General features: G+C 73.3%; 15 protein-coding genes. 6 read left to right on the top strand and 9 right to left on the bottom strand.

The features are described 5' to 3' along the window. Window positions 1–12 precede the first annotated feature (12 nt). A complete protein-coding gene (locus ACGFIM_RS19980; protein ID WP_393202234.1) occupies window positions 13–1,950 on the bottom strand; it encodes a family 10 glycosylhydrolase in 1,938 nt (645 codons plus the stop codon). A 178-nt stretch (window positions 1,951–2,128) separates the two neighbouring features. Here ACGFIM_RS19980 and ACGFIM_RS19975 point away from each other — a divergent pair, with 178 nt between their 5' ends. Continuing rightward, a complete protein-coding gene (locus ACGFIM_RS19975) occupies window positions 2,129–3,679 on the top strand; it encodes an N-acetylmuramoyl-L-alanine amidase (RefSeq protein WP_393202232.1) in 1,551 nt (516 codons plus the stop codon). A gap of 302 nt (window positions 3,680–3,981) precedes the next feature. Next, on the top strand, window positions 3,982–6,105 hold the full coding sequence (locus ACGFIM_RS19970; RefSeq protein ID WP_393202230.1) for a hypothetical protein: 2,124 nt from the start codon (window positions 3,982–3,984) through the stop codon (window positions 6,103–6,105). Window positions 6,106–6,110: 5 nt separating this feature from the next. On the opposite strand, the gene ACGFIM_RS19965 is transcribed toward ACGFIM_RS19970, so the two are convergent. The 6 genes from ACGFIM_RS19965 to ACGFIM_RS19940 form a co-directional block, all read right to left on the bottom strand. Next, window positions 6,111–6,869, bottom strand: a complete 759-nt coding sequence (locus ACGFIM_RS19965) for an SDR family NAD(P)-dependent oxidoreductase (protein WP_393202228.1) — start codon at window positions 6,867–6,869, stop codon at window positions 6,111–6,113. Window positions 6,870–7,021: 152 nt separating this feature from the next. Beyond that, window positions 7,022–7,600 (bottom strand): TetR/AcrR family transcriptional regulator, encoded by a 579-nt coding sequence (locus ACGFIM_RS19960; RefSeq protein ID WP_393202226.1) that lies wholly within the window; start codon window positions 7,598–7,600, stop codon window positions 7,022–7,024. Between the two features lie 42 nt (window positions 7,601–7,642). Beyond that, window positions 7,643–8,896 (bottom strand): hypothetical protein, encoded by a 1,254-nt coding sequence (locus tag ACGFIM_RS19955; protein WP_393202224.1) that lies wholly within the window; start codon window positions 8,894–8,896, stop codon window positions 7,643–7,645. Beyond that, window positions 8,893–9,405, bottom strand: a complete 513-nt coding sequence (locus ACGFIM_RS19950; RefSeq protein ID WP_393202222.1) for a SigE family RNA polymerase sigma factor — start codon at window positions 9,403–9,405, stop codon at window positions 8,893–8,895. The genes ACGFIM_RS19955 and ACGFIM_RS19950 overlap by 4 nt, the downstream gene beginning before the upstream one ends. An 82-nt stretch (window positions 9,406–9,487) precedes the next feature. Beyond that, entirely contained in the window at window positions 9,488–9,817 is a 330-nt protein-coding gene (locus ACGFIM_RS19945; RefSeq protein ID WP_393202220.1) for a hypothetical protein, read from the bottom strand. Further along, window positions 9,814–10,881, bottom strand: coding sequence for a glycosyltransferase family 9 protein (locus tag ACGFIM_RS19940; RefSeq protein WP_393202218.1), 1,068 nt, complete (start codon window positions 10,879–10,881; stop codon window positions 9,814–9,816). Before ACGFIM_RS19940 ends, ACGFIM_RS19945 begins: the two co-directional genes overlap by 4 nt. A 185-nt stretch (window positions 10,882–11,066) precedes the next feature. Here ACGFIM_RS19940 and rfaE2 point away from each other — a divergent pair, with 185 nt between their 5' ends. Beyond that, on the top strand, window positions 11,067–12,491 hold the full coding sequence (rfaE2, locus tag ACGFIM_RS19935) for a D-glycero-beta-D-manno-heptose 1-phosphate adenylyltransferase (RefSeq protein ID WP_393202216.1): 1,425 nt from the start codon (window positions 11,067–11,069) through the stop codon (window positions 12,489–12,491). Between the two features lie 3 nt (window positions 12,492–12,494). Here the strand turns inward: rfaE2 and ACGFIM_RS19930 are convergent, their stop codons facing one another. Both ACGFIM_RS19930 and ACGFIM_RS19925 read right to left on the bottom strand, forming a co-directional pair. Further along, on the bottom strand, window positions 12,495–13,328 hold the full coding sequence (locus tag ACGFIM_RS19930; protein WP_393202214.1) for an alpha/beta fold hydrolase: 834 nt from the start codon (window positions 13,326–13,328) through the stop codon (window positions 12,495–12,497). Between the two features lie 53 nt (window positions 13,329–13,381). Beyond that, a complete protein-coding gene (locus tag ACGFIM_RS19925; protein WP_393202212.1) occupies window positions 13,382–14,896 on the bottom strand; it encodes an IucA/IucC family protein in 1,515 nt (504 codons plus the stop codon). Window positions 14,897–15,313: 417 nt separating this feature from the next. On the opposite strand from ACGFIM_RS19925, the gene ACGFIM_RS19920 reads away from it, so the two are divergent. The 3 genes from ACGFIM_RS19920 (at window position 15,314) to ACGFIM_RS19910 (ending at window position 19,194) form a co-directional block, all read left to right on the top strand. Further along, the gene (locus ACGFIM_RS19920) at window positions 15,314–17,005 is read left to right on the top strand and encodes an IucA/IucC family C-terminal-domain containing protein (RefSeq protein WP_393202210.1); all 1,692 of its coding nucleotides are present in this window, start codon (window positions 15,314–15,316) and stop codon (window positions 17,003–17,005) included. An 84-nt stretch (window positions 17,006–17,089) separates the two neighbouring features. Then, entirely contained in the window at window positions 17,090–17,527 is a 438-nt protein-coding gene (locus ACGFIM_RS19915) for an STAS domain-containing protein (RefSeq protein WP_393202208.1), read from the top strand. Between the two features lie 260 nt (window positions 17,528–17,787). Continuing rightward, complete coding sequence (locus ACGFIM_RS19910) at window positions 17,788–19,194, top strand: dihydrolipoyl dehydrogenase family protein (protein ID WP_393202206.1); 1,407 nt, start codon at window positions 17,788–17,790, stop codon at window positions 19,192–19,194.

The raw sequence follows: 19,194 nt of genomic DNA, 5'->3' as shown, positions 1-19,194 counted from the left end.
TCCAGTAGCCGGTCAGACCCGGGTGATCCGGACGGCGTCGGCGATGACGTAACCGGTGGCGGACGTCCAGCGGCTCACCCCGACGACGTTGTAGGTGCCGGCGTTGAGGGTGAAGGTCCCCAAGGACCGCCAGGCGCCGCCGCCGCTGCGCTGGTCCACGGTGACCGTCTGGTTCCCGCCCGAGGTGGCCACGATGTACGGCGTCGCGCTGTTGTAGCCCGCATCCGCCGGATACCACACCTCGACCCGGTAGCTGCCCGCGCTCGGGATCGCGGCGCGGAACCACGCGGGGTCGCTGGCCGCGACCGGCTCGGCGAAGCGGTAGTCGGCCCCGTGACGCTGCCCCGAGTACGCGGAGGTGCCCCAGGACGAGCTCGCCGTGAACCCGGAGTCGGCGTTGTCCACCACGACGCTGAACCCGCTGCCGCCGTCGCCCTCGGGCGCGCGGCCCTGGCTGGGCGCGCTCTCCTGGTGGGTGCGGCCGAGCGCGGTCACGTAGTAGGTGGGCGAGGACGTCGGCGCGGGGTCGGTGAACGTCTGCTGTCTGGTCGTGCCGATGAGGTTCCCGGCGTCGGCGAACGAGCACTCGTCCGCGGTGCCGTCCACCCGGTAGACCGCGTACGCGGTGCCGGAGCCGTTCCACGCGAGCTGCACGGTGCCGCCCGTGCGGGTGGCCGAGGTGATCGTCGGCGCGGCGGGCGCGGCGGCGGAGCCGCGCGCGGGCACCAGCGCGGGCCTGCTGTAGTGGTCGCGGACGACCCTGGTGAACGCGCCGATCCTGTCGGCCTTGACGTCCTTGGCGCTGAAGAAGACGTCGCCGGTGATCTCGGGGTGCTCGCGGTTGTCGGTGAGGTGGTCGCTCAGCTCGGCCGGGTCCTGCCAGGCGGCGTCCTGCCCGGACGCGCCCGCGCGGTAGGCGGCCTGGCCGACGACGAGCTGGACGCCGGTGCCGCTGACCACGTCGGACCACCAGGCGGTGAGCACCTCGTAGGCGGCGGTGCCGAAGCCGATGTGCCAGTAGATCTGCGGCGCGAGGTAGTCGACCCAGCCCTGCTTGACCCAGGTGCGGCTGTCGGCGTAGATCGCGTCGTACGACTGCAGGCCCGAGGTGCGCGAGCCGAGCGGGTCGGTGGAGGCGTTGCGCCAGATGCCGAACGGGCTGATGCCGAACGCGACGTGCGGCTTGGCGGCGTGGATGCGCTGGTCGAGCTCGCGGACCAGGAGGTTGACGTTGTCGCGCCGCCAGTCGCCGATGTCGCTGAACGAGCCGCCGTAGCGGGCGTAGGTGTCGGCGTCGGGGATGCTCTCGCCGCTGACCGGATAGGGGTAGAAGTAGTCGTCGAGGTGCACGCCGTCCACGTCGTACCTGCTGACGGCGTCCATGATCGCGTCCTCGATGAAGTCGCGGACCTCCGGGATGCCCGGGTTGTAGTAAAGCTTGCCGCCGTAGGCGAAGCGCCAGTCCGGGTGCTGCCGGGCCGGGTGCGTGGAGACCAGCCTGGACGGGTCGGCGTGGTTGGCGATCCGGTACGGGTTGAACCAGGCGTGGAACTCCAGGTTCCTGGCGTGGGCCTCGGCGACCATGAAGGCCAGCGGGTCGTAACCGGGGTCGCGGCCCTGGGTGCCGGTCAACCACTGGGACCACGGCTCGTACGGCGACGGCCAGAACGCGTCGGCGGTCGGCCTGACCTGCACGATCACGGCGTTCATGCGCTTGGAGACGGCGAGGTCGAGCCAGGCGCGGAACTCCGCCTGCTGTGCGGAGACGCTGAGCCCGGTGCGGCTCGGCCAGTCGATGTTGGCCACGGAGGAGATCCACATGGCGCGGAGCTGGCGCTTGGGGGTCGCGGGGTCGGGGGTGCAGGCCGCTGCCGCGGCGGAGACGGGGTTCACGAGGCTGAGGAGCGCGGCGGTGAGCGCCGCCAGGACGATACGCGGAAGCGCGGTCACGAAGGGAAGTTTCAGCGCAATTGACGGCGAGCGCAATAGTTTTCAGAAAGTTCGCCGCACCGGGGCCAGGCTAGAAGGCGAGAATTTTCACTTAACTCAGAAGTAATGTCAATTATCGACATTAGTCAGGATATTGCCGTAGCGTGCTGGCGTCACGTCTGTGAACGAGGAGCCCCCCATGACTCTCGCCCGCACGCGATTAGCAGCCCTCGCCACCGCGATCCTCACCCTCATCCTCGTCGGCGCAGGCCGCCCGGCCTGGTCTCAGAGCGCCCCGGAGTCCCCGTTGGCCGCCGCCTTCACCAAGGCGGCACAGACCCACGACGTACCGCGTGACCTGCTGGTCGCGCTCGCCTACGCCGAGACCCACCTCGACGGGCACAACGGCGAGCCGAGCGCCAGCAACGGCTACGGTGTCATGCACCTGGTCAGCAACCCCACCAACCACTCGCTGGAACAGGCGGAGAAGCTCACCGGCATCCCCGCCGGCGAGCTCAAGACCGACGACGCGGCCAACATCCTCGGCGGCGCGGCCGTCCTGCGCGCCCACGCCGACGCGCTCGGCCTCGACGAGACCGCGAGGAAGGACCCGGGCCGCTGGTACAAGGCCGTCGCCAAGTACGGCAACGCCGGCTCCCCCGAGCTGGCCCGCCTGTACGCCGACGCCGTCTACGAGCAGCTCGGCCTCGGCATCGACGCCCGCGGCGTGCGCGTCGCGCCCCAGGAGGTCACCGCCGACCGCGGCGAGTACGCCAAGGCCCGCGACCTGAACGCGCGTGCGAGCGACAAGTCCGGCCAGGCCGCCGACGGCCCCGTCGGCATCGCCAGCACCGACTACCCGCCCGCCGCCTGGGTCCCCGCCAGCTCCAGCAACTACCGCGTCTCCAACCGCGAGACCAGCTACAACATCGACCGCGTCGTCATCCACGTGACGCAGGGCTCCTACGCGGGCACCATCTCCTGGTTCCAGAACCCCGCCGCGCAGGTCTCCGCCCACTACGTGGTCAGGTCCTCCGACGGCGCCATCACCCAGATGGTCCGTGACAAGGACGTCGCCTGGCATGCGGGCAACTCCAGCTACAACAACCGCTCGATCGGCATCGAGCACGAGGGCTGGGTCGACGACCCCTCGTGGTTCACCGACGCCATGTACCGGTCCTCCGCCGCGCTCGTCCGCTACCTCTGCGACAAGTACGGCATCCCGAAGAACCGGACCGGCATCATCGGCCACAACGAGGTGCCCGGCGCGACCCACACCGACCCCGGTTCGAACTGGAACTGGACCACGTACATGAACTACGTGACCGGTGGCGGCACCCCGACCTGGCAGACCACGGTCGACAACACCACCGCCGGCCAGTTCACCGCCAGCGAGAACTGGGGCACCTCCTCCTACTCCAGCCAGCGCTACGGGGCCGACTACCGCTTCGCCGAGCCGGTCCTCGCCAGCGACCCGGCCTGGTACTCCGCGACCATCCCCAGCGCCGGCACCTACCAGATCGAGGTCTGGTATCCGGCCGATCCCGGATACAACAGCTCGGCGCCGTACATCGTGGCGACATCGAGCGGCAACCAGACCGTGTACGTCGACCAGCGATCAGGCGGCGGAGCCTGGCGCTCCATCGGCACCTTCTCCTTGAACGCGGGCACGTACCCCGTGGTCGCCGTGAGCCGCTGGACCGGCGGCACCGGGCTCGTCATCGCCGACGCCGTCCGCATCAGCCGCTGACCCCCGCTAGACCACCCGCAGACCACGGCCCGCGCCCGCTACCTCCCGGGCGCGGGCCGTACCTTTTCGCATGCGGGTCTCTCGCGTGCGGGCCGCACCTTTTCGCGCGCGGGGCCTTTTCGCAGGTGGGGCCTTTCGCGTGCGGGCCGTACCTTCCGCGTGCGGGCCGTCTGCCGTGTACGGTCCTGCCCGCCGGGCCGGTTCGAACCGATACCGACCCGGACGATCGCCTCGTTCCAGACATCTCCCCCGGCTTACGCTCACGGCCGTCAGGCGACATCCCCCACCCCTGAAGGCCCGCCATGCCGCAGACCACACCGCACACGGACGCCGAACACGACGCGGCCGCCACCGCCTTGACCGCGATGCGGGACAACTGGGTGCTCTGGCACAGCCTGCGGACGGCGGCCCGGCACCTGTTCCGGCTGGTGCTGCCCGCGCTGGTGGTGTTCCTGCCGATCCTCGCGCTCACCTCGGCGGCGCTCGCGTTCGTCGTGCACGATACGGCGGCGTTGGTGAACGGCGAGTTCGTGCTGTTCGGCACGCCCACGACGGGCCTGCTCGCGGTGTCGGCGGTGACGCTGACGCTCTCGGCCGCCGGTCAGGCGCTGGTGGTGGTGCCCGCGACGGCGGTGCTCGCCACGGGCCTGCTGCTCGGCCGTCCCGTCACGGCCGAGGCCGCGATGCTCGCGGCGCTGCGGCGGCTGCCCGCGCTCCTGGCGCTCGCCCTGATCGGCGCGCTCGTCTTCGCGGCGATCGTGGCGGCCGGGTTCGGCATGCTGGTGGCGACCGAGCAGCTTTTCGGGGCCTTCGCGGTGATGGTCCCGCTCGCGCTGCTGTCGCTGCCGCTGCTGCTCGCCCTACCGGTCGTGCTGTTCGAGGGTCGCTCCGCGGGCGCCGCGATCCGGCGTTCCGCCGGGCTCGCCAGGACGGTCGGGCCGTACAACGGCGGCTACTGGTGGTGCGGCTTCACGCTGGCGTTCGGCGTGCTGGTCGTGCCGGGCGCGGTGCAGCAGGGCGCGCAGTGGGCGCTGTCCGGGACGCCGCTGCTCCGAACGGGGCTGGCCACCGCCCTGGGACTGCTCGTTCCGGCCGTCCAGGCGACCGTGATCGCCCGCCTTTACCTGCACCGCCTCGCGATCCGCAGCACGCCCGCCGAGTTCGCGCAGGTCGCCGCCGCCCTCCCGGACGCGCCCGCGGGCCGCGCCCGTCCCGTCGCGGTGCTCGCGGCCCTGCTCGCCCCCGGCCTCGTCTACGGCGCCGTCCACGCGACGAACCCGCTCGGCTGGCTGGAAGTCACCCAGACCGCCGTCACCGACGATCAGCAGGATGGCGACGGCGGCCACGCATCGGAGGTGTACATGGGCGACCTGCGCTCCATCCACGCGGGCCAGGACGGGAACATGGTCATGCTCATGGACTCCGACCACCGGGCCGCCCTGCTGACCTGCCGGGACGCGGACTGCACCCACACCGATCACACACGGGCGGAGCCATGGGGCGTGCACGATCGGGCGCTGGTCTCCGCCGCCCGCCTGGTGGGCGGCCGGCTGGTCCTGACCTCCTGGAGCAGCACCGGCATCGAGCGATACCGGCTCAGGCTGCTGCTCTGCGACGCGTACGGGTGCGCTCCCACCGGCGGACCGATCGCGGACGTCGAGCGGACGGCACTCGCCGCCGTCGCGGCCCACCCCGACGGCCGCCTCGCCGTCGCCCACGTGAGCCCGGCACCCGCCTCCGCCGACGGTGAGATCATCCGGCTGATCCGCTGCGCTGACCTCGCCTGCACCGAGCGCACCACGAAGGAACTCGCCCGCTTCCCCACCCGCCCCTTCGACGACCGCGGACGGGGCCTTCTGCTCTCCATGACCCGCGGCGGCAACCCGGTCCTGCTCCGCCTGGACGAGCGCGGCGGAGCCATGTCCCTCATCACCTGCACCGACGACTCATGCGACCGGACCCGCATCGAGCGTCTCGTCGACGGCGACCGGCCCGCCCCCATCGAGTCCCGGGCCGGAGCGGCCTTGGCGGTCCGGGAAGACGGCCGCCCGGTCATCGCCTACCGCGACCCGGCGGACGGCTCGATCCGGCTGCTGGACTGCCGTAACCCGTGGTGCTCGCAGTCCGACATGACGATCCTGTCCGGCCCCGACCCGGGGAACCTGCCTCCCGCCCTGCTCCTGGACGAGTCCGGCCGCGCCGTCGTCGCCTACCAGGACGTCGACCGCGAGCACCTGGTCCTCGCCGTCTGCCGGGCCACCCGCTGCACGCGCACACCCGTGGCCCGGATGGAGCACGGACTCGGCTACGGCCTGGCCATGGCCTGGGACGGGCAGCGGCGCCCGGTGATCGCCTGGATGGGCGTGCTCGAGAACCGCTACAGCCTGGTCGTCACGATCCCGCGCAACCCGCCGTCAGCGGACTGAGCGGGTCAGGCGGTGGCGCCGCCGTCGATGACGTGGTCGGTGCCGACCACGAAGCTCGACTCGTCCGACGAGAGCCAGAGCGCGGCGGCGGCGATCTCCTCGGGCGTGGCGACCCGGCCGATCGGCAGCGCCGTCTTCATGCGGGCGGCGCGCTCCTCGGGCGTCTCACCGGGCCGCAGGGACATGGGCGAGTCGATCGGGCCGGGGCTGAGCGCGTTGATACGGACGCCGTCGGCGATGTGGTCGCGGGCGGCGGTCCTGGTCAGGTGGCTGACGGCGGCCTTGGACGCGACGTAGGCGCCCGCGCCTGGCCGCCGGTAGTGCGCGCCGAGGTTGGAGGCGACGTTCACGATGGCGCCGCCGCCGTGGGCCCGCATGTAGGCGATCTCGTGCTTCATCGACAGGAACACGCCCTTGAGGTTGACCGCGATGACGTCGTCCCAGGTGTCCTCGTCGTAGTCGGCGAGCGGCGCGACCGCGCCGAAGACGCCGGCCGCGTTGAGCGCGACGTCGAGGCGGCCGTAACGGGTGGCGGCGGCCTCGACCATACCGGCGACCGAGGCCGAGTCGGTGATGTCCACGGCGTACGCGCTCGCCCGGCCGCCGCTTCCCTCGATCTCCTTCACCAGCTCGGCGAGACCGGCCTCGTCGCGGCCCGCGGCCAGGACCGCCGCGCCCTCCCCGGCGTACGCGAGGGCCGAAGCCCGCCCCACGACTCCGCTCGCGCCCGTGACGAGCGCGACCTTCCCCTCGAACCGTCGCACCACTATTCCATACCAATCGTTCTAAAATCGCTTGCACTGTCACCATGGCCCGATCGACCGCGTCGCCCTGACGCGCGGGCCGGGGGCCGCGGTCTTCTCGAATTCGCTTGCACCGCCACCGCGTGGGCCGGCCTCCACAGGGCGGGGGCCTCTCAGATCTGCACCGCCGCCATGGCCTGATCGACCGCGTCGCGCAGCCGGCGCGGGTCGGGGTCGGCCCTGGCGAGCACCTGGAGCCCCTGCAGCAGCACGAGCAGGAACCTGGCCAGCGCCTGCGGGTCCTTGCTCTCGGGGATCTCGCCCTGGGCGCGGGCCCTGGTGAGCGCGCCGGCCAGCGCGGTCTCCAGCTCCGTCCAGCTCGCCGCCACCTTCGCGAGCACGCCGGGGTCCCGGGAGGCGAACTCGACGGCCGAGTTGACCACCATGCAGCCCCGCCGCAGCTCGTCGGCCAGGCAGGTGGCCACGTACGAGTCGAGGAAGGCGCGGACGGCGGGCACCGCGGGCCCCGGCTGGGCGAGCGGGCCGATCACGTCGCGCCGGCGCAGGTAGCGGTCGAGCGCCTTGATGTAGAGCTCGCGCTTGCCGCCGAACGTGGCGTAGATGCTCGCCTTGGCGACGCCGAGCCGTTCGACGAGGTCGTTCACCGACGTCGACTCGTAGCCGCGCTCCCAGAACAGCTCCAGGGCGCGCTGCAGCGCCACGTCCGGGTCGAACTCCTTGGTCCTTGCCACGGACGTGACGCTAGCAGTATCGAGACCGACCGGTCAAAAATGCTATCTGGGGGTGAGGACCCACTCCCAAGGGCGGCTCTGCTGGTTGTCGGTGTAGGCGGCGAGCCGGGTCACCTCGGAGCCGTCCACGCTGACCAGCACCAACCCGTTGTCGAACTCGTTCTCGCACCTGCCCGCGCAGCCGAGCGCGATCACGTGGTCGTCGTCGGCCCAGGCGAGCAGCCGCAGCACCCGCTGCCGTCCCGCCACCTTGCCCGTCTCGACGTCGGTGATCTTCGTGGGCAGCCCGTCGGGGCCGAGCAGCAGGCGGCCGTCCGGCGAGAGCGCCGAATGGCGCGAGCGGCTGACGTAGCGCTGTCCTTCCGGCGCGTCCGCCTCGCGGCCGTCGATCGTGTACCAGACGCGGTCGCCCCTGCTGATCGTGGAGGTCCAGATCAGCTCGCCGTCGAGGCTCCAGTAGAGGTCCTGGCGGGCGTTCGCCTCGGGCGGCGCAAGGTAGGTGCGGCCCGCGGTCCGCGGCCGGGTGATGGTGGACTGGCCGGAGGCCGGCAGCGGCGCCAGCTCGCGGTACTCGTACGTGCCCGCCGGCACGTCGATGACGTAATAGCCGGTGCGCGGGCTGCGCGTCTGCGGCTTGAGCCGGCCGGGCTGCCCCTTCTCGGGCTCGAAGACGTCCGGATAGGCCGAGTACGCGGTGGCGAGGATCTTGGTGCCGTCCGGCGACCAGGCGACCGCGGCCACGTCGTGGTCGAGCTCGTACCAGGCGAGGATGCTCCGGGTGTTCAGGTCGAGCACGCCCACCCGGTTGCCCATGAGGTCGCCGTCGATGACGGCCGCGACCTGGAGGCCGGGGGCGACGTCCACCCACGCGTACGGGGTCCGCACGTAACCGCCGCTCGCCGGGTCGTACACCGACCAGGTCCGCCGCTCGCGCACCATGCCGTCCTGCGTGCCGTCCTCGATGTTCTCCCTGGTGGTCTCGTAGTACGCCGACACGGCCAGGTTCCCGGCGGTGATGAGCCTGGCCGGCGGGACGTTCTCGGTGTCGGTGCGCACGTCCGTGGGCGCGGGCGAGGGCCGGACGGGAAGCTCCACGCCCTGGGCGGGACGGACGTCGGGCTGCTGCCGTACGGCGACGAACAGGGCGACGGCCGCGATCATCGCGCCGACCAGCAGCGCGGCGCCCAGCGGCAGCCAGCGGGAACGCCTGCCGCGCAGCGCCCGGTCGGCGAGGTCGTGCGGCACCCTGACCTCGTCGGCCCACTCGTCGAACGTGTCGCTCAGCAACCTGCTCACCTGGCCACCTCCTTCATCTCCTGGGCCAGCTCGGGGGCGATCTCGCGCAGCCGGGCCAGCGACCGGTGCGCGGTGCTGCGGACGTTGCCGACGGAGCAGCCCAGCACCCGCGCCACCTCCTGCTCCGGCAGGTCTTCGAAGTAGCGCAACACCAGCACCGCCCGCTGCCGGGCGGTGAGCCTGGCCAGGGCGGAGCGCAGCATCATGCGCAGCTCGCTCTGATGGTGGGCGTCACGGGCCGCGCGTTCGGGCAGGGTCGGCTGGACCACCTCGGGCCTGCGCCCGCGCGCCCGCCACCAGCTCACCTGCTGGCGGTACATGGTCTGCCTGACGTACGCCTCCGGTGCCGCCACCTGACGCCACCTGCCCGCCAGCTTCGCCAGCGCCGTCTGCACCAGGTCTTCGGCCGCATGCTGGTCCCCGCCGGTCAGCAGGAACGCGAGCCGCATGAGGGCAGGCGAACGCTCGGCGACGAACTCGCGGAACAGTGGCTCGTCCGCGGCGTCCACGGTCACCTCCAAGGGAATCGACAGTCACCCTTGCAGACGCCGTGCGGCCGCGCTGCTATGCGACCTATCGCATGATGTCCGGTTATCGCATGATGTCCGGATCGTCATCGTCCGTGGAGCCGAGGTGGTCCCGTACGGGCTGGTCCTCCGCGGCCCGCTGCCTCGGCACCTCCAGCAGGCCGAGCGTGTCCTGCTCGCCCCTGCGCCTGATCACCGCGTTGATGGCCTCGGTCAGCTCCCGCCTGTCGTAGGCGCCTTCCGGCACTTCGTTGAGGTGCCCGAGCAGGTCGGCGGGCAGGCCGACGTGCCGGGACGCCTGCGCGTACACCTCTCTCAGCGCGACCCGCTCGCGCCCCTGGAACGCCTCGTCGATGGCCTTGCGCAGCTCGTCGAGCACCACGTGGTCCGTCATCCGCTCTCCCCCGGAGTTCCGTGGAGCAGGTCGTAGACCTGCTCCGCCACCATGTCCACCGTCACGTCGCGCACCCATGACTCCTCGTGCGGGCAGCGCTCGGCCGCGGGGTCCACGCCGCCGGCGCCGCAGGCCGGGCAGGCCGTGGTCCACGAGATCAGCGGCCGGTGCGCGGCCCGGCTGAGCGGGCCCGCGTTGATGAGGTTGCCGCACCAGTAGACGCCCACCGTGGGGGTGCCGACGGCCGCCGCCAGGTGGCGCGGGCCGGTGTCGTTGGAGATCAGCAGGTCGCAGCGCTCGTACAGGGCGGCCAGACCGCCGATGCCGAGCACGCCGACGACGGGGATCGCGGGCCGCCGCATGGCCGCGATGACGCCCGCCACCAGGTCCTCCTCGGCGCGGGTGCCGGTCACCACGACGGGCCTGCCGGTACGGTCGGCGACCTCGGCGAACCGCTCGACCGGCCAGCGCCGCCGCGGGTCCCGCGCGCCGGGATGCACGGCGACCAGCCCGGCGGGCGGCAGGCCGAGCGTGCGGGCCAGCTCGGCGCGGTCGGCCGCGGTGACCTCGATGCGCGGCTCCAGTCCGCCGCCCACCCCGCCCACCAGCGCCGCGACCTGGAGGAAGCGCAACGTGTCGTGGTGGTAGTGGATGTACGGCAGCCACCGGTCGAGGCTCTCGGCCCCCGGCGCGCGCAGCCCCGCGGTCACCCTGGCGCCCAGCCGCCTGACGAACGGGTTGGAGTAGCGGCCGCCGCCGTGGATCTGCACCGCCAGGTCGAAGCGCCGGTCGCGCAGCTCGTCGTAGAGCCCGTCGGGGGCGGTGTGGCCCTTGTCGTACGTGGACACGCCGGTGATCGGCGGCAGCGCCACCACGTCGTCCACCGGCCCGGGACGCCCCTTGAGAAACGTCGCGTGCCACGGCGTGGCGAGCAGGGTCAGCTCCGCGTCCGGGTAGGCGCGTTTGAGCGCCTCCAGCGCCGGCACCGCCATGAGGTAGTCGCCGAGCGCGTTGGCCCGCAGCACCGCGATCCGCCGCACGCCCTCGACCGTCCCCGCGTCCATCGCGAGACCGGGTGACGCACCCGGACCCGCGCCGGCCGCGGAGCCGGACGGTGCACCCCGACCGGCGTCCTCGAGCACATCGAGGTCTCCTGGGCCCTGCATAGCGGCCTGGCTACCCGCCCCCTATCGCGCCTAACTTCCCTTATGCCGGGTTTGAACGGCGCTTGTGCTGGTACTCGCCACTCATGGGCACAGACAAGATCGTCAGCGCCGTGGTCGTCGGTGACGCGATGCTCGACTCGTGGCTCCACGGCTCTGCCAAGCGCCTCGCCCAGGAAGCGCCGGTGCCCGTCATGAGCCTGGAATCCACCGAGGACGCCCCCGGCGGCGCCGCCAACACCGCCGCCAACCTGGCCGCGCTCGGGGCGGACGTCCGGCTCGTCGGCGTCGTGGGCGACGACGAGTGCGGCGCGAAGCTCGTCGAGGCGCTGCGCCTGCACCGCGTCGGCGTCGATCTGGTGACCGTGCCCGGCCGGCGGACCGCGCACAAGCGGCGGCTGGTCACCAGCGGCCAGCTCACCGCGCGCTACGACGAGGAGGACCACGCCGAGCTGCCCGAGGCGGCCGAGCGCGAGCTGCTGCGCCGGCTCGGCGACGCCCTGCCGGCCGCCGACGTGGTCGTGGCCTGCGACTACGGGGGCGGCGTCTGCACCCCCGCCGTGCGCAAGGCCCTGGCCGGGCTGCCGCTGCTCGTGGTGGACGCGCACGCGGTGGCCCCGTGGCGGGAGTGCGGCCCGTACGCGGTACTGCCGAACTTCGCCGAGGTCGTCAGGCTGCTCGACGACGAGGACGAGACCGGCGACCGGCCCGCGTACCTGACGGCCAGATCCCAGCAGCTCCTCGAGCTGACCGGCGCGCGCATGGTCGTCACCACCCTGGACGGCGAGGGCACGCTGCTGCACCGGGCCGGGCGGCCGCCCTACCGGACCTACGCCCAGCCCGCGCCGCAGCACATGGCGACGGGCGCGGGCGACACGTTCACGGCGGCGTTCGCGCTCTGGCTGGCCGGCGGCGCGCCGCCCGAGGAGGCCGCGCGGGCCGGGCAGGCCGCGGCCGGTGTCGTCGTGCGCCGCCAGGGCACCGCCGTCTGCACCCGGTACGAGCTGCTGCGCGCCCTGCGCCGCCAGGAGGGCCACGAGGGCAGCGTGCAGCCCGCCGAGCGGCTTGCCGAGCTGCTGGACGAGCACCGGCGCAGGGGCGAGCGGGTGGTGTTCACCAACGGCTGCTTCGACGTGCTGCACCGGGGGCACGTGTCGTATCTGGAGCAGGCGAGCCGGCTCGGCGACGTGCTGGTGGTGGCGGTGAACAGCGACGCCGGCGTGGCCCGGCTCAAGGGGCCGGGGCGGCCGGTCAACCCGTGCGAGGACCGCATGTCGGTGCTGGCCGCGCTCACCTTCGTGGACTACGTGACCGAGTTCGACGAGGACACCCCGGAGCGGCTGCTGCGGATGATCCGCCCCGAGCTGTATGTGAAGGGCGGCGACTACACCGCCGAGATGCTGCCGGAGGCGCCGCTCGTGCGGGCGCTGGGCGGCGAGGTGCGGGTGCTCGGCTACCTGCCCGACCACTCCACGACCGCCATCATCGGCCGCATGCGCCTGCTGCCCTGAGTCTCAGCCGGTGAGCACCCTGGACAGCCAGGGGCGCAGGACCGGGAGCACGGCGGCGGGCTGCATCGCGGTCATGTGATCGTGCCCGTCGAGCACCTCGACGTCCCAGCCCCGCTCGGCCAGCTCGGCGCGGTGCCGGACCAGCGGGCCGCCGATGTCCACGGTCACGCCGCCCCACTTCTGGTCGTACCGAATCTGATCGGACGAGCCTGCGAAGCACAGGCGCGGGCACGCGAGCCGGACCTTCGTGTCGTCGAAGTCCTGCAGGTTCTCGTAGAGGGTGACGAACTGCCGGGCCTGCTCCTCGCTCGGCAGACCGGCGGCCGAGGACCAGGGGTCGTCGTCGTCCGCCGCGGCCGGCTCGGCCTTGGGGGCGGTGGCCAGCTCGTACGTCGCCGTCGTCACCTTCAGCATCTCCGCGTACGGCCCCCCGTACGGCGGGAACCCGCCCATGGCCAGCGCGGAGAGCCGGTCGGTGCGCACGGCGAGCTGGAGCCCGCTGAGCGCCAGCCACGAGTACCCGTAGTACGCGAACCGCTCGGCCCCCGCCGCGTCGGCCACGGCCAGGAAGTCGCGGGCGACGTTCTCGGGGGTGAGGGTGTCCGGCTTGGGGTGCTCCATCACGTGACCCTGGTAGTCGAAGGCCACCACCTGGAAGTCTCCGGCGAGCCCGTCGATGAGGTTGCGCCCGAGTGCCGGGTCGTTGCCCCATTTGCGCATCTCCTCTGCCTGCTCGCCCTCCACAGGATGTGGATCGACGGGCAGCAGCACGGCAGGCCCCGATCCGTGCACCTCCACCTCGATCGTCCGGCCGTCGTGCAGCGTCGCCCTCGCCATGGCGCCCCTCCCCTGACTCGTTACGCCGTAAAGGATTGTCCGGCGACAATAGCTTATGCTGTAAAGAGTCGCAACGGATTGGGGACGTTCACCCAGCGCATGGCCGCGCCGTCGTCGCCCAGCCAGCGCAGCAGCAGGTTGGCCTTGGCCGGCACGTACGCCGCGGCCGACAGCTCGCGCAGCTCCGGCGGATCGCCGTACTCCTTCGCCGCCACCGCGAACACCGCCCTCGCCCGCGACCACAGCTCCGCCCGCAGCCCCGGATGCCGCTCGGCCAGCGCACCCGCGATCTCGCACAGGTTGTTCGTCACCAGGCAGTAGACCAGCCGCTCCCACGCCCGCCGCTCGCCCAGCAGCGGCCCTCCGCTGCCCGCGTGCCGCCCCGCGACCAGCTTGACGCCCTCGTAGTCACGGAACAGCGCCTGCCCCGGCAGCCCGGCCGCGTCCACCGCGACCAGCACGTTCTGCAGATGGCATTCGAGCACCACCCCGTGCCGCAGGTAGGCGTGCAGCACCGGCGGCACGACGTGCTCCAGGTAACGCTGCCACCACAGCAGCGCCCCTCCGGCGTCCAGACCGTCCAGCGGATTGCCGGGGAAACCCTCCGCGATCCCGGCCGCGAGCAGCGGCGTCAGCCCCGGGCGTACGTGCTCGCGCAGCCCGTCGCGGACGATCACCGCCAGCGCCTCGCCGCCGTCGCCGCCCAGCTCCACGCTGCGGTAGCCGCGGTCGCGCAGCAGCGCCGGCCTGGGCAGATGCGCGGGCATGTCGTCGAAGGCCGCCTCGAGCAGGGCCGCGACCACCGGGAGGTGACGCAGGTCGTGCAGCCACAGACGGCGGATGTCGTTCGTGATCCGCACGTCCAGGCTGAACTTGCAGAACAGGTCCGGCTCCGGCAGGTAGACGGTGCGGATCGAGGCCGTGGCCACCGCATGCTCGGTCGTACGGCCCACCACGGGCAGCTCCGGCAGGCCGCCCAGCAGCTCCACCTGCCAGGGATGCGCGGGCAGCGGCACCAGACCGGCCTCCCGCGTCCCACCGAGCCGGTCGAGCGCGCTCGCCTCCCCCACCTCGATCAGCTCGTCCTCCGGGACGCCCAGCAGCGTCAGCGGGAAGCTCGCCCGCGCCTCCGGCGAGTACGGCAGCCACGCCTGCGCCCCTCCGCCGCCCCTCGCCTTGGGCGCGGGATGGTACGGGTGGCCCGCCATCAGCGCCTGCTCCGAACGCAGGTACAGGTCGGCGGGCGGCGCCGTGTCCCGCCTGGCCGCCAGCAGGGCCGCCGTGACGTCGCGGCTGTGCAGGATCTCGGCGGGCAGCACGTCGTTGCCCGCGCCCGTGCTCGCCCGCAGCTCGTCCGCGGCCACCTCGACCAGCTCGGCCAGCCCGAGCGCCCGCCATCCGCCGCCGTCGCGCAGCATCGGCGCCCGCGGCCGCCGCCCGCCCCCGGCCCGCAGCACCCGCCCGGTGGCCGGCAACCGGTACGCCTGCGGCCCCGCGGGCTCGGCCACCTCCCGGATCAGGCAGCTCAGCAACGCCGTAACCGCCATCCCCTCAGCCCGCTCAGCCACGTCCCCACCCTGCGGACCGGCACGCTCACCGGATATGCCAACGGACCCGGCCCGCACCCCTGCGCCCCCGTCCAGCGGACCGGCGCGCCCGTCCCGCCGCCCTTCAGGCTCGCCCCGCACCCCCGCGGACTCGAACGCCCCACCGGCAGACGCGACCCCCGCCCCCACACCCCCATGCGGCGGACCGGCGCGCCCGTCCCGCCGGTCTTCAGGCTGGGGTCGTGGGGTGGTGGGGTGGGCCCGGGGGCGTGCGGGGACGTCGGCCGGGCCCGCGAGGTCGTTCGGCGGGCCGGCGGGTGGAGGGAGGTCGTCGGTAGTCGCCATGGCGACCGTACTCCTACCCTTTTGGTCCCGTTGGAGCCCACGGGGTAGCCAGCGGGTTGGGGACGGGGAAGGGCGGAGACCATGGGGGCCGTGATGAGGGCGGTGGAAGCGGAGTTCGCCGGGGAGCTGGCCCGCGTACGGCCCGAGCTGTCCGGCCGGTACGCCGCCGCGCTGCCCGGCGCGCGGGCCGCCGTCATGGGGCGGCTGTGGCGGAGCCTGCTGTACGAGCCGCTGCCGGGCCTGTCGGCGGCCGGGCACGGGTGCGTGGTGCTCGCCGGCGGGCGCAAGCTCACGGGGCCAGAGCGGCGGCCGTACGACGTGCGGGACGAGCCCGTACTGCACCTCGACGGGCACCCGCACACCCACCCGGCGGCGCTGCTCGAAGCGCTCGCCCTGCCCGGCACCGCCGCCCTGATCGCGGACCTGGACAACAGCGTCGCCTCGCTCGCGCTCTCCAGAGCCGGAGCCCCGGACCGGCCCGCCGCGACGCCCGAGGAGCACGAGCAGGCCGTGATCGACGGGCATCCCTACCATCCGGGCTGCCGCAACCGGCCGGGGGTGTCGGTGGCCGAGCAGCTCGCGTACATGCCCGAGCACCGCCCCATCGTCCGCCTCGACCTGCTGGCGGTGCCCGCCCGCGACTGCCTCGTCACCGGTCCGTGGCCGGACTTTCTCAGGGACGGCGACCGGCTGCTGCTGCCCGTGCATCCGTGGCAGAGCGAGCATGTCCTCGCCGGGCTGGGGCTGCGGCCGCAGGCGACCGGGGTGATTCCCGCGCGTCCTCTCATGTCCGTACGCACGCTCGCCCCGCTCGACGGCGGCCCGCACCTCAAGACGGCCTTCTCGACCCGCATGACCTCGGATGTCAGGGACATCTCCCCCGGCTCCGTGCGCGACTGCGTGCCCCTGTCCGGCCTGCTCACCACGGTGGCCGCGCGCTGCGGCGGCGGGCTGCGCATCGCGCGCTACCTGGCGGGCGCGGCCGGCCCGGCCGGCGGGCGGCCCAGCGCCGACGTGTCGATCATGCTCCGCGACCCCACGCCCGCGCCCGAACCGGGGACCGGCGCGGGTGCCGTCCTCCCGGTCGCCGCACTCGCGCTCGCCGTCCGCTCCCTCGCCGCGCGGTCTCTCGCCGAACGCGGGGAACCGGCATCGCCCGGCCCCACCCCGCCGATCGCCGCGTTCTCCGGCCCCGCACCGACCGGCCCCGCATCATCCGGCCCCGCATCATCCGGCGACCTGTCGCCCGCGCTCTGTGCGGTCGCGCGAGAGCCCGTCGCGTGGCTGGCCGCGTTCGCGCGGCTGGCCTGGGAGTCGGCCCTCGGCATGCTGGCCTGCGGGATCGCCATGGAGGCGCACGGCCAGAACCTGCTGGTGGCGCTGGACGGCGGCGGCCGGCCGTACCGGCTGATCTACCGCGATCTCGCCGACATCAGGATCAGTCCCGAAAGGCTCGCCCGGCACGGCATCAAGACCCCGCCGGTGAGCGCGCGGCTGCTCAACGACGACCCCGCCGTCCTGCACGCGAAGCTGTTCGGCTCGCTGATCGGCACCACGTTCGGCAGCCTGATCTCCGCCTTCGGGCAGGGCGACAGGGCCGCGGAGGCGAAGCTGTGGCAGGTCGTGGCCGCAGCCGCCCGCGACGCGGCCGGGTCGCTGCCGGCCGCCGACCGGGCCGCGCTGTTCGGTGAACGGCTCCCGGCCAAGGCCCACCTGCTCGCCCGCATGGAGGGCGCGGGCGACCGCTGGATCACGCTGCCGAACCCGCTCGCCGGAACTCTTTGACGCGACGCGCCTATCGCCGGGCCGGCCGGGGAAGGAAGATGGGCACCGGCTCACGCGCCCCATGTTCTGAGAGGGGGGCTCGCGATGATGCAACTGTCCGTCCGGCTCGTTCCCATCGATCACACGACCCTGGTGATCACCCTGACCGGCGAGCTGGACCACACCACCCGGCCCCTGCTGGCCTCGTTCCTCGACCCCGTGCCCAAATCGCCGCTCACGCACGTGCTCATCGCGGCCGGGGAGCTGTGGTTCTGCGATCTCAACGGCGTCGAACGGCTCGCGCTCACCCACCGCGCGCTGCGGGCCAAGGGCGGGCACCTGGCCGTCGCCGAGGCCCGCCCGCCGCTGCGCCGCCTCATCGCGCTGATGGGCGAGCAGGCGGACGCGGCGATCCCGGTGTTCGCCTCCATGGCGGAGGCCCTGGCGGCGGCCGGCGTGACCGCGTACCGCCCGGCCGGCCCCGCCCGCCGCCATCTCCCCCGCCTCCGCACCGTGCAACCGTCCCCCCGCCGCCTCCGCTGAGCGCCGCCCTGAGCGCCCCGCCCCTCGCCGGCCACCGTCCCGAACGTCCCGCCCCTCACCGGCCACCGTCGGCAAGCGCCCAGCCCTCGCCGGCCACCGTCCCGAGCGCTCCGACCACCGCAGACGCCCTGCCACCCCCTGGCCGCGGGCCTCCTTCACCTCACCCCGACGAGCCCGTACCGCAGGCCGGTCGCTGCGTCAGGCGGCCGGGCGTGAAAGCATCGGCTGAAAGACCGGGACGAGTGTTCGGGGAGGCAGCGGTGGCGGATGAGTTCGATGTGATCGTGATCGGCGCCGGGCCCGCAGGAGAGAACGTGGTGGACCGCGCCGTGCGCGGCGGGCTGACCGCCGCCATCGTCGAGGAGCGCCTGGCCGGTGGCGAGTGCTCCTACTGGGCGTGCGTTCCCAGCAAGACGCTGCTGCGGCCGGTCGATCTCGCGGCGGAGGTGTCCAGGGTGCCCGGGATGACGCTGGGCGAGATCGACGTGCGGAAGGTGCTGGCCAGGCGGGACGAGGCGGTGTCCGGCTACGACGACGGCGGGCAGGTGCGCTGGATCGAGAGCGTCCCCGCCGAGTTCGTACGGGGCCGCGGCAGGCTCGACGGCCCCAAGCGGGTGCGGGTCACCACGGAGGACGGCGGCGAGCGCGTGCTGACCGCCCGCCAGGCCGTCGTGCTCGCCACCGGCAGCACCGCCGCCGTGCCGCCGGTGCCGGGTCTGGCGGAGGCGAAGCCGTGGACGAGCCACGAGGTGACGGCGGCGACCTCGATCCCGGAGCGGCTGGTGGTGCTGGGCGGCGGCGTGGTCGCCTGCGAGATGGCGCAGGCCATGCACGGGCTTGGCGCCCGCCAGACGACCGTCCTGGTACGCGGGAGCCGCCTGCTCGGCCGCATGGAGCCGTTCGCCGGCGAGCTGGTCGCGCAGTCGTTCGCCGAATCCGGCATCGACGTGCGCTTCACCACGACCATGGAGCGCGTCGAGCGGCCGGAGCCGGGCGGCAAGGTCACCGTGCACCTGAGCGACGGCCCGCCGATCGAGGCCGACGAGCTGCTGGTCGCGACGGGCCGCCATGTCGCCACGCGCGGGCTCGGCCTCGACACGGTCGGCCTGCCGGACGACGTCCCCGTCGAGGTGGACGACAGCATGCGGGCCACCGGCGTGCCCGATGGCTGGCTGTACGCCGTGGGCGACGTCAACGGCCGGGCGCTGCTCACGCACATGGGCAAGTACCAGGCGCGGATCTGCGGCGACGTGATCGCCGCGAGGGCGCGCGGCGACGAGCTGCCCGCGATGCGCGACCTCGCCTACGGCTACGGCTCGCCCCAGGTCGTCTTCACTGACCCGCAGGTGTGCGCGGTGGGCCGCACGGAGGAGCAGGCCCGCGCCGACGGCTTCCGCGTGCGGGCGGTCGAGTACGACATGGGCGCGGTCACCGGGGCGTACCTGCTGGGCGACGGCTACCGCGGCAAGGCCAAGGCCGTGGTGGACGAGGACAGGAAGGTGCTGCTCGGCGTCACGTTCGCCGGTCCCGGCGCGGCCGAGCTGCTGCACGCGGCGACGATCGCGGTGACGGCCGAGGTGCCGCTCGACCGGCTCTGGCACGCGGTGCCGTCGTTCCCGACGGTGAGCGAGATCTGGCTGCGGCTGCTGGAGACGTACGGGCTGTGA

The organism is Nonomuraea sp. NPDC049309, from assembly GCF_043196965.1.
GTDB classification, from domain to species: Bacteria; Actinomycetota; Actinomycetes; order Streptosporangiales; family Streptosporangiaceae; genus Nonomuraea; species Nonomuraea fastidiosa.
This window is presented reverse-complemented; position numbering and strand designations above follow the sequence as displayed.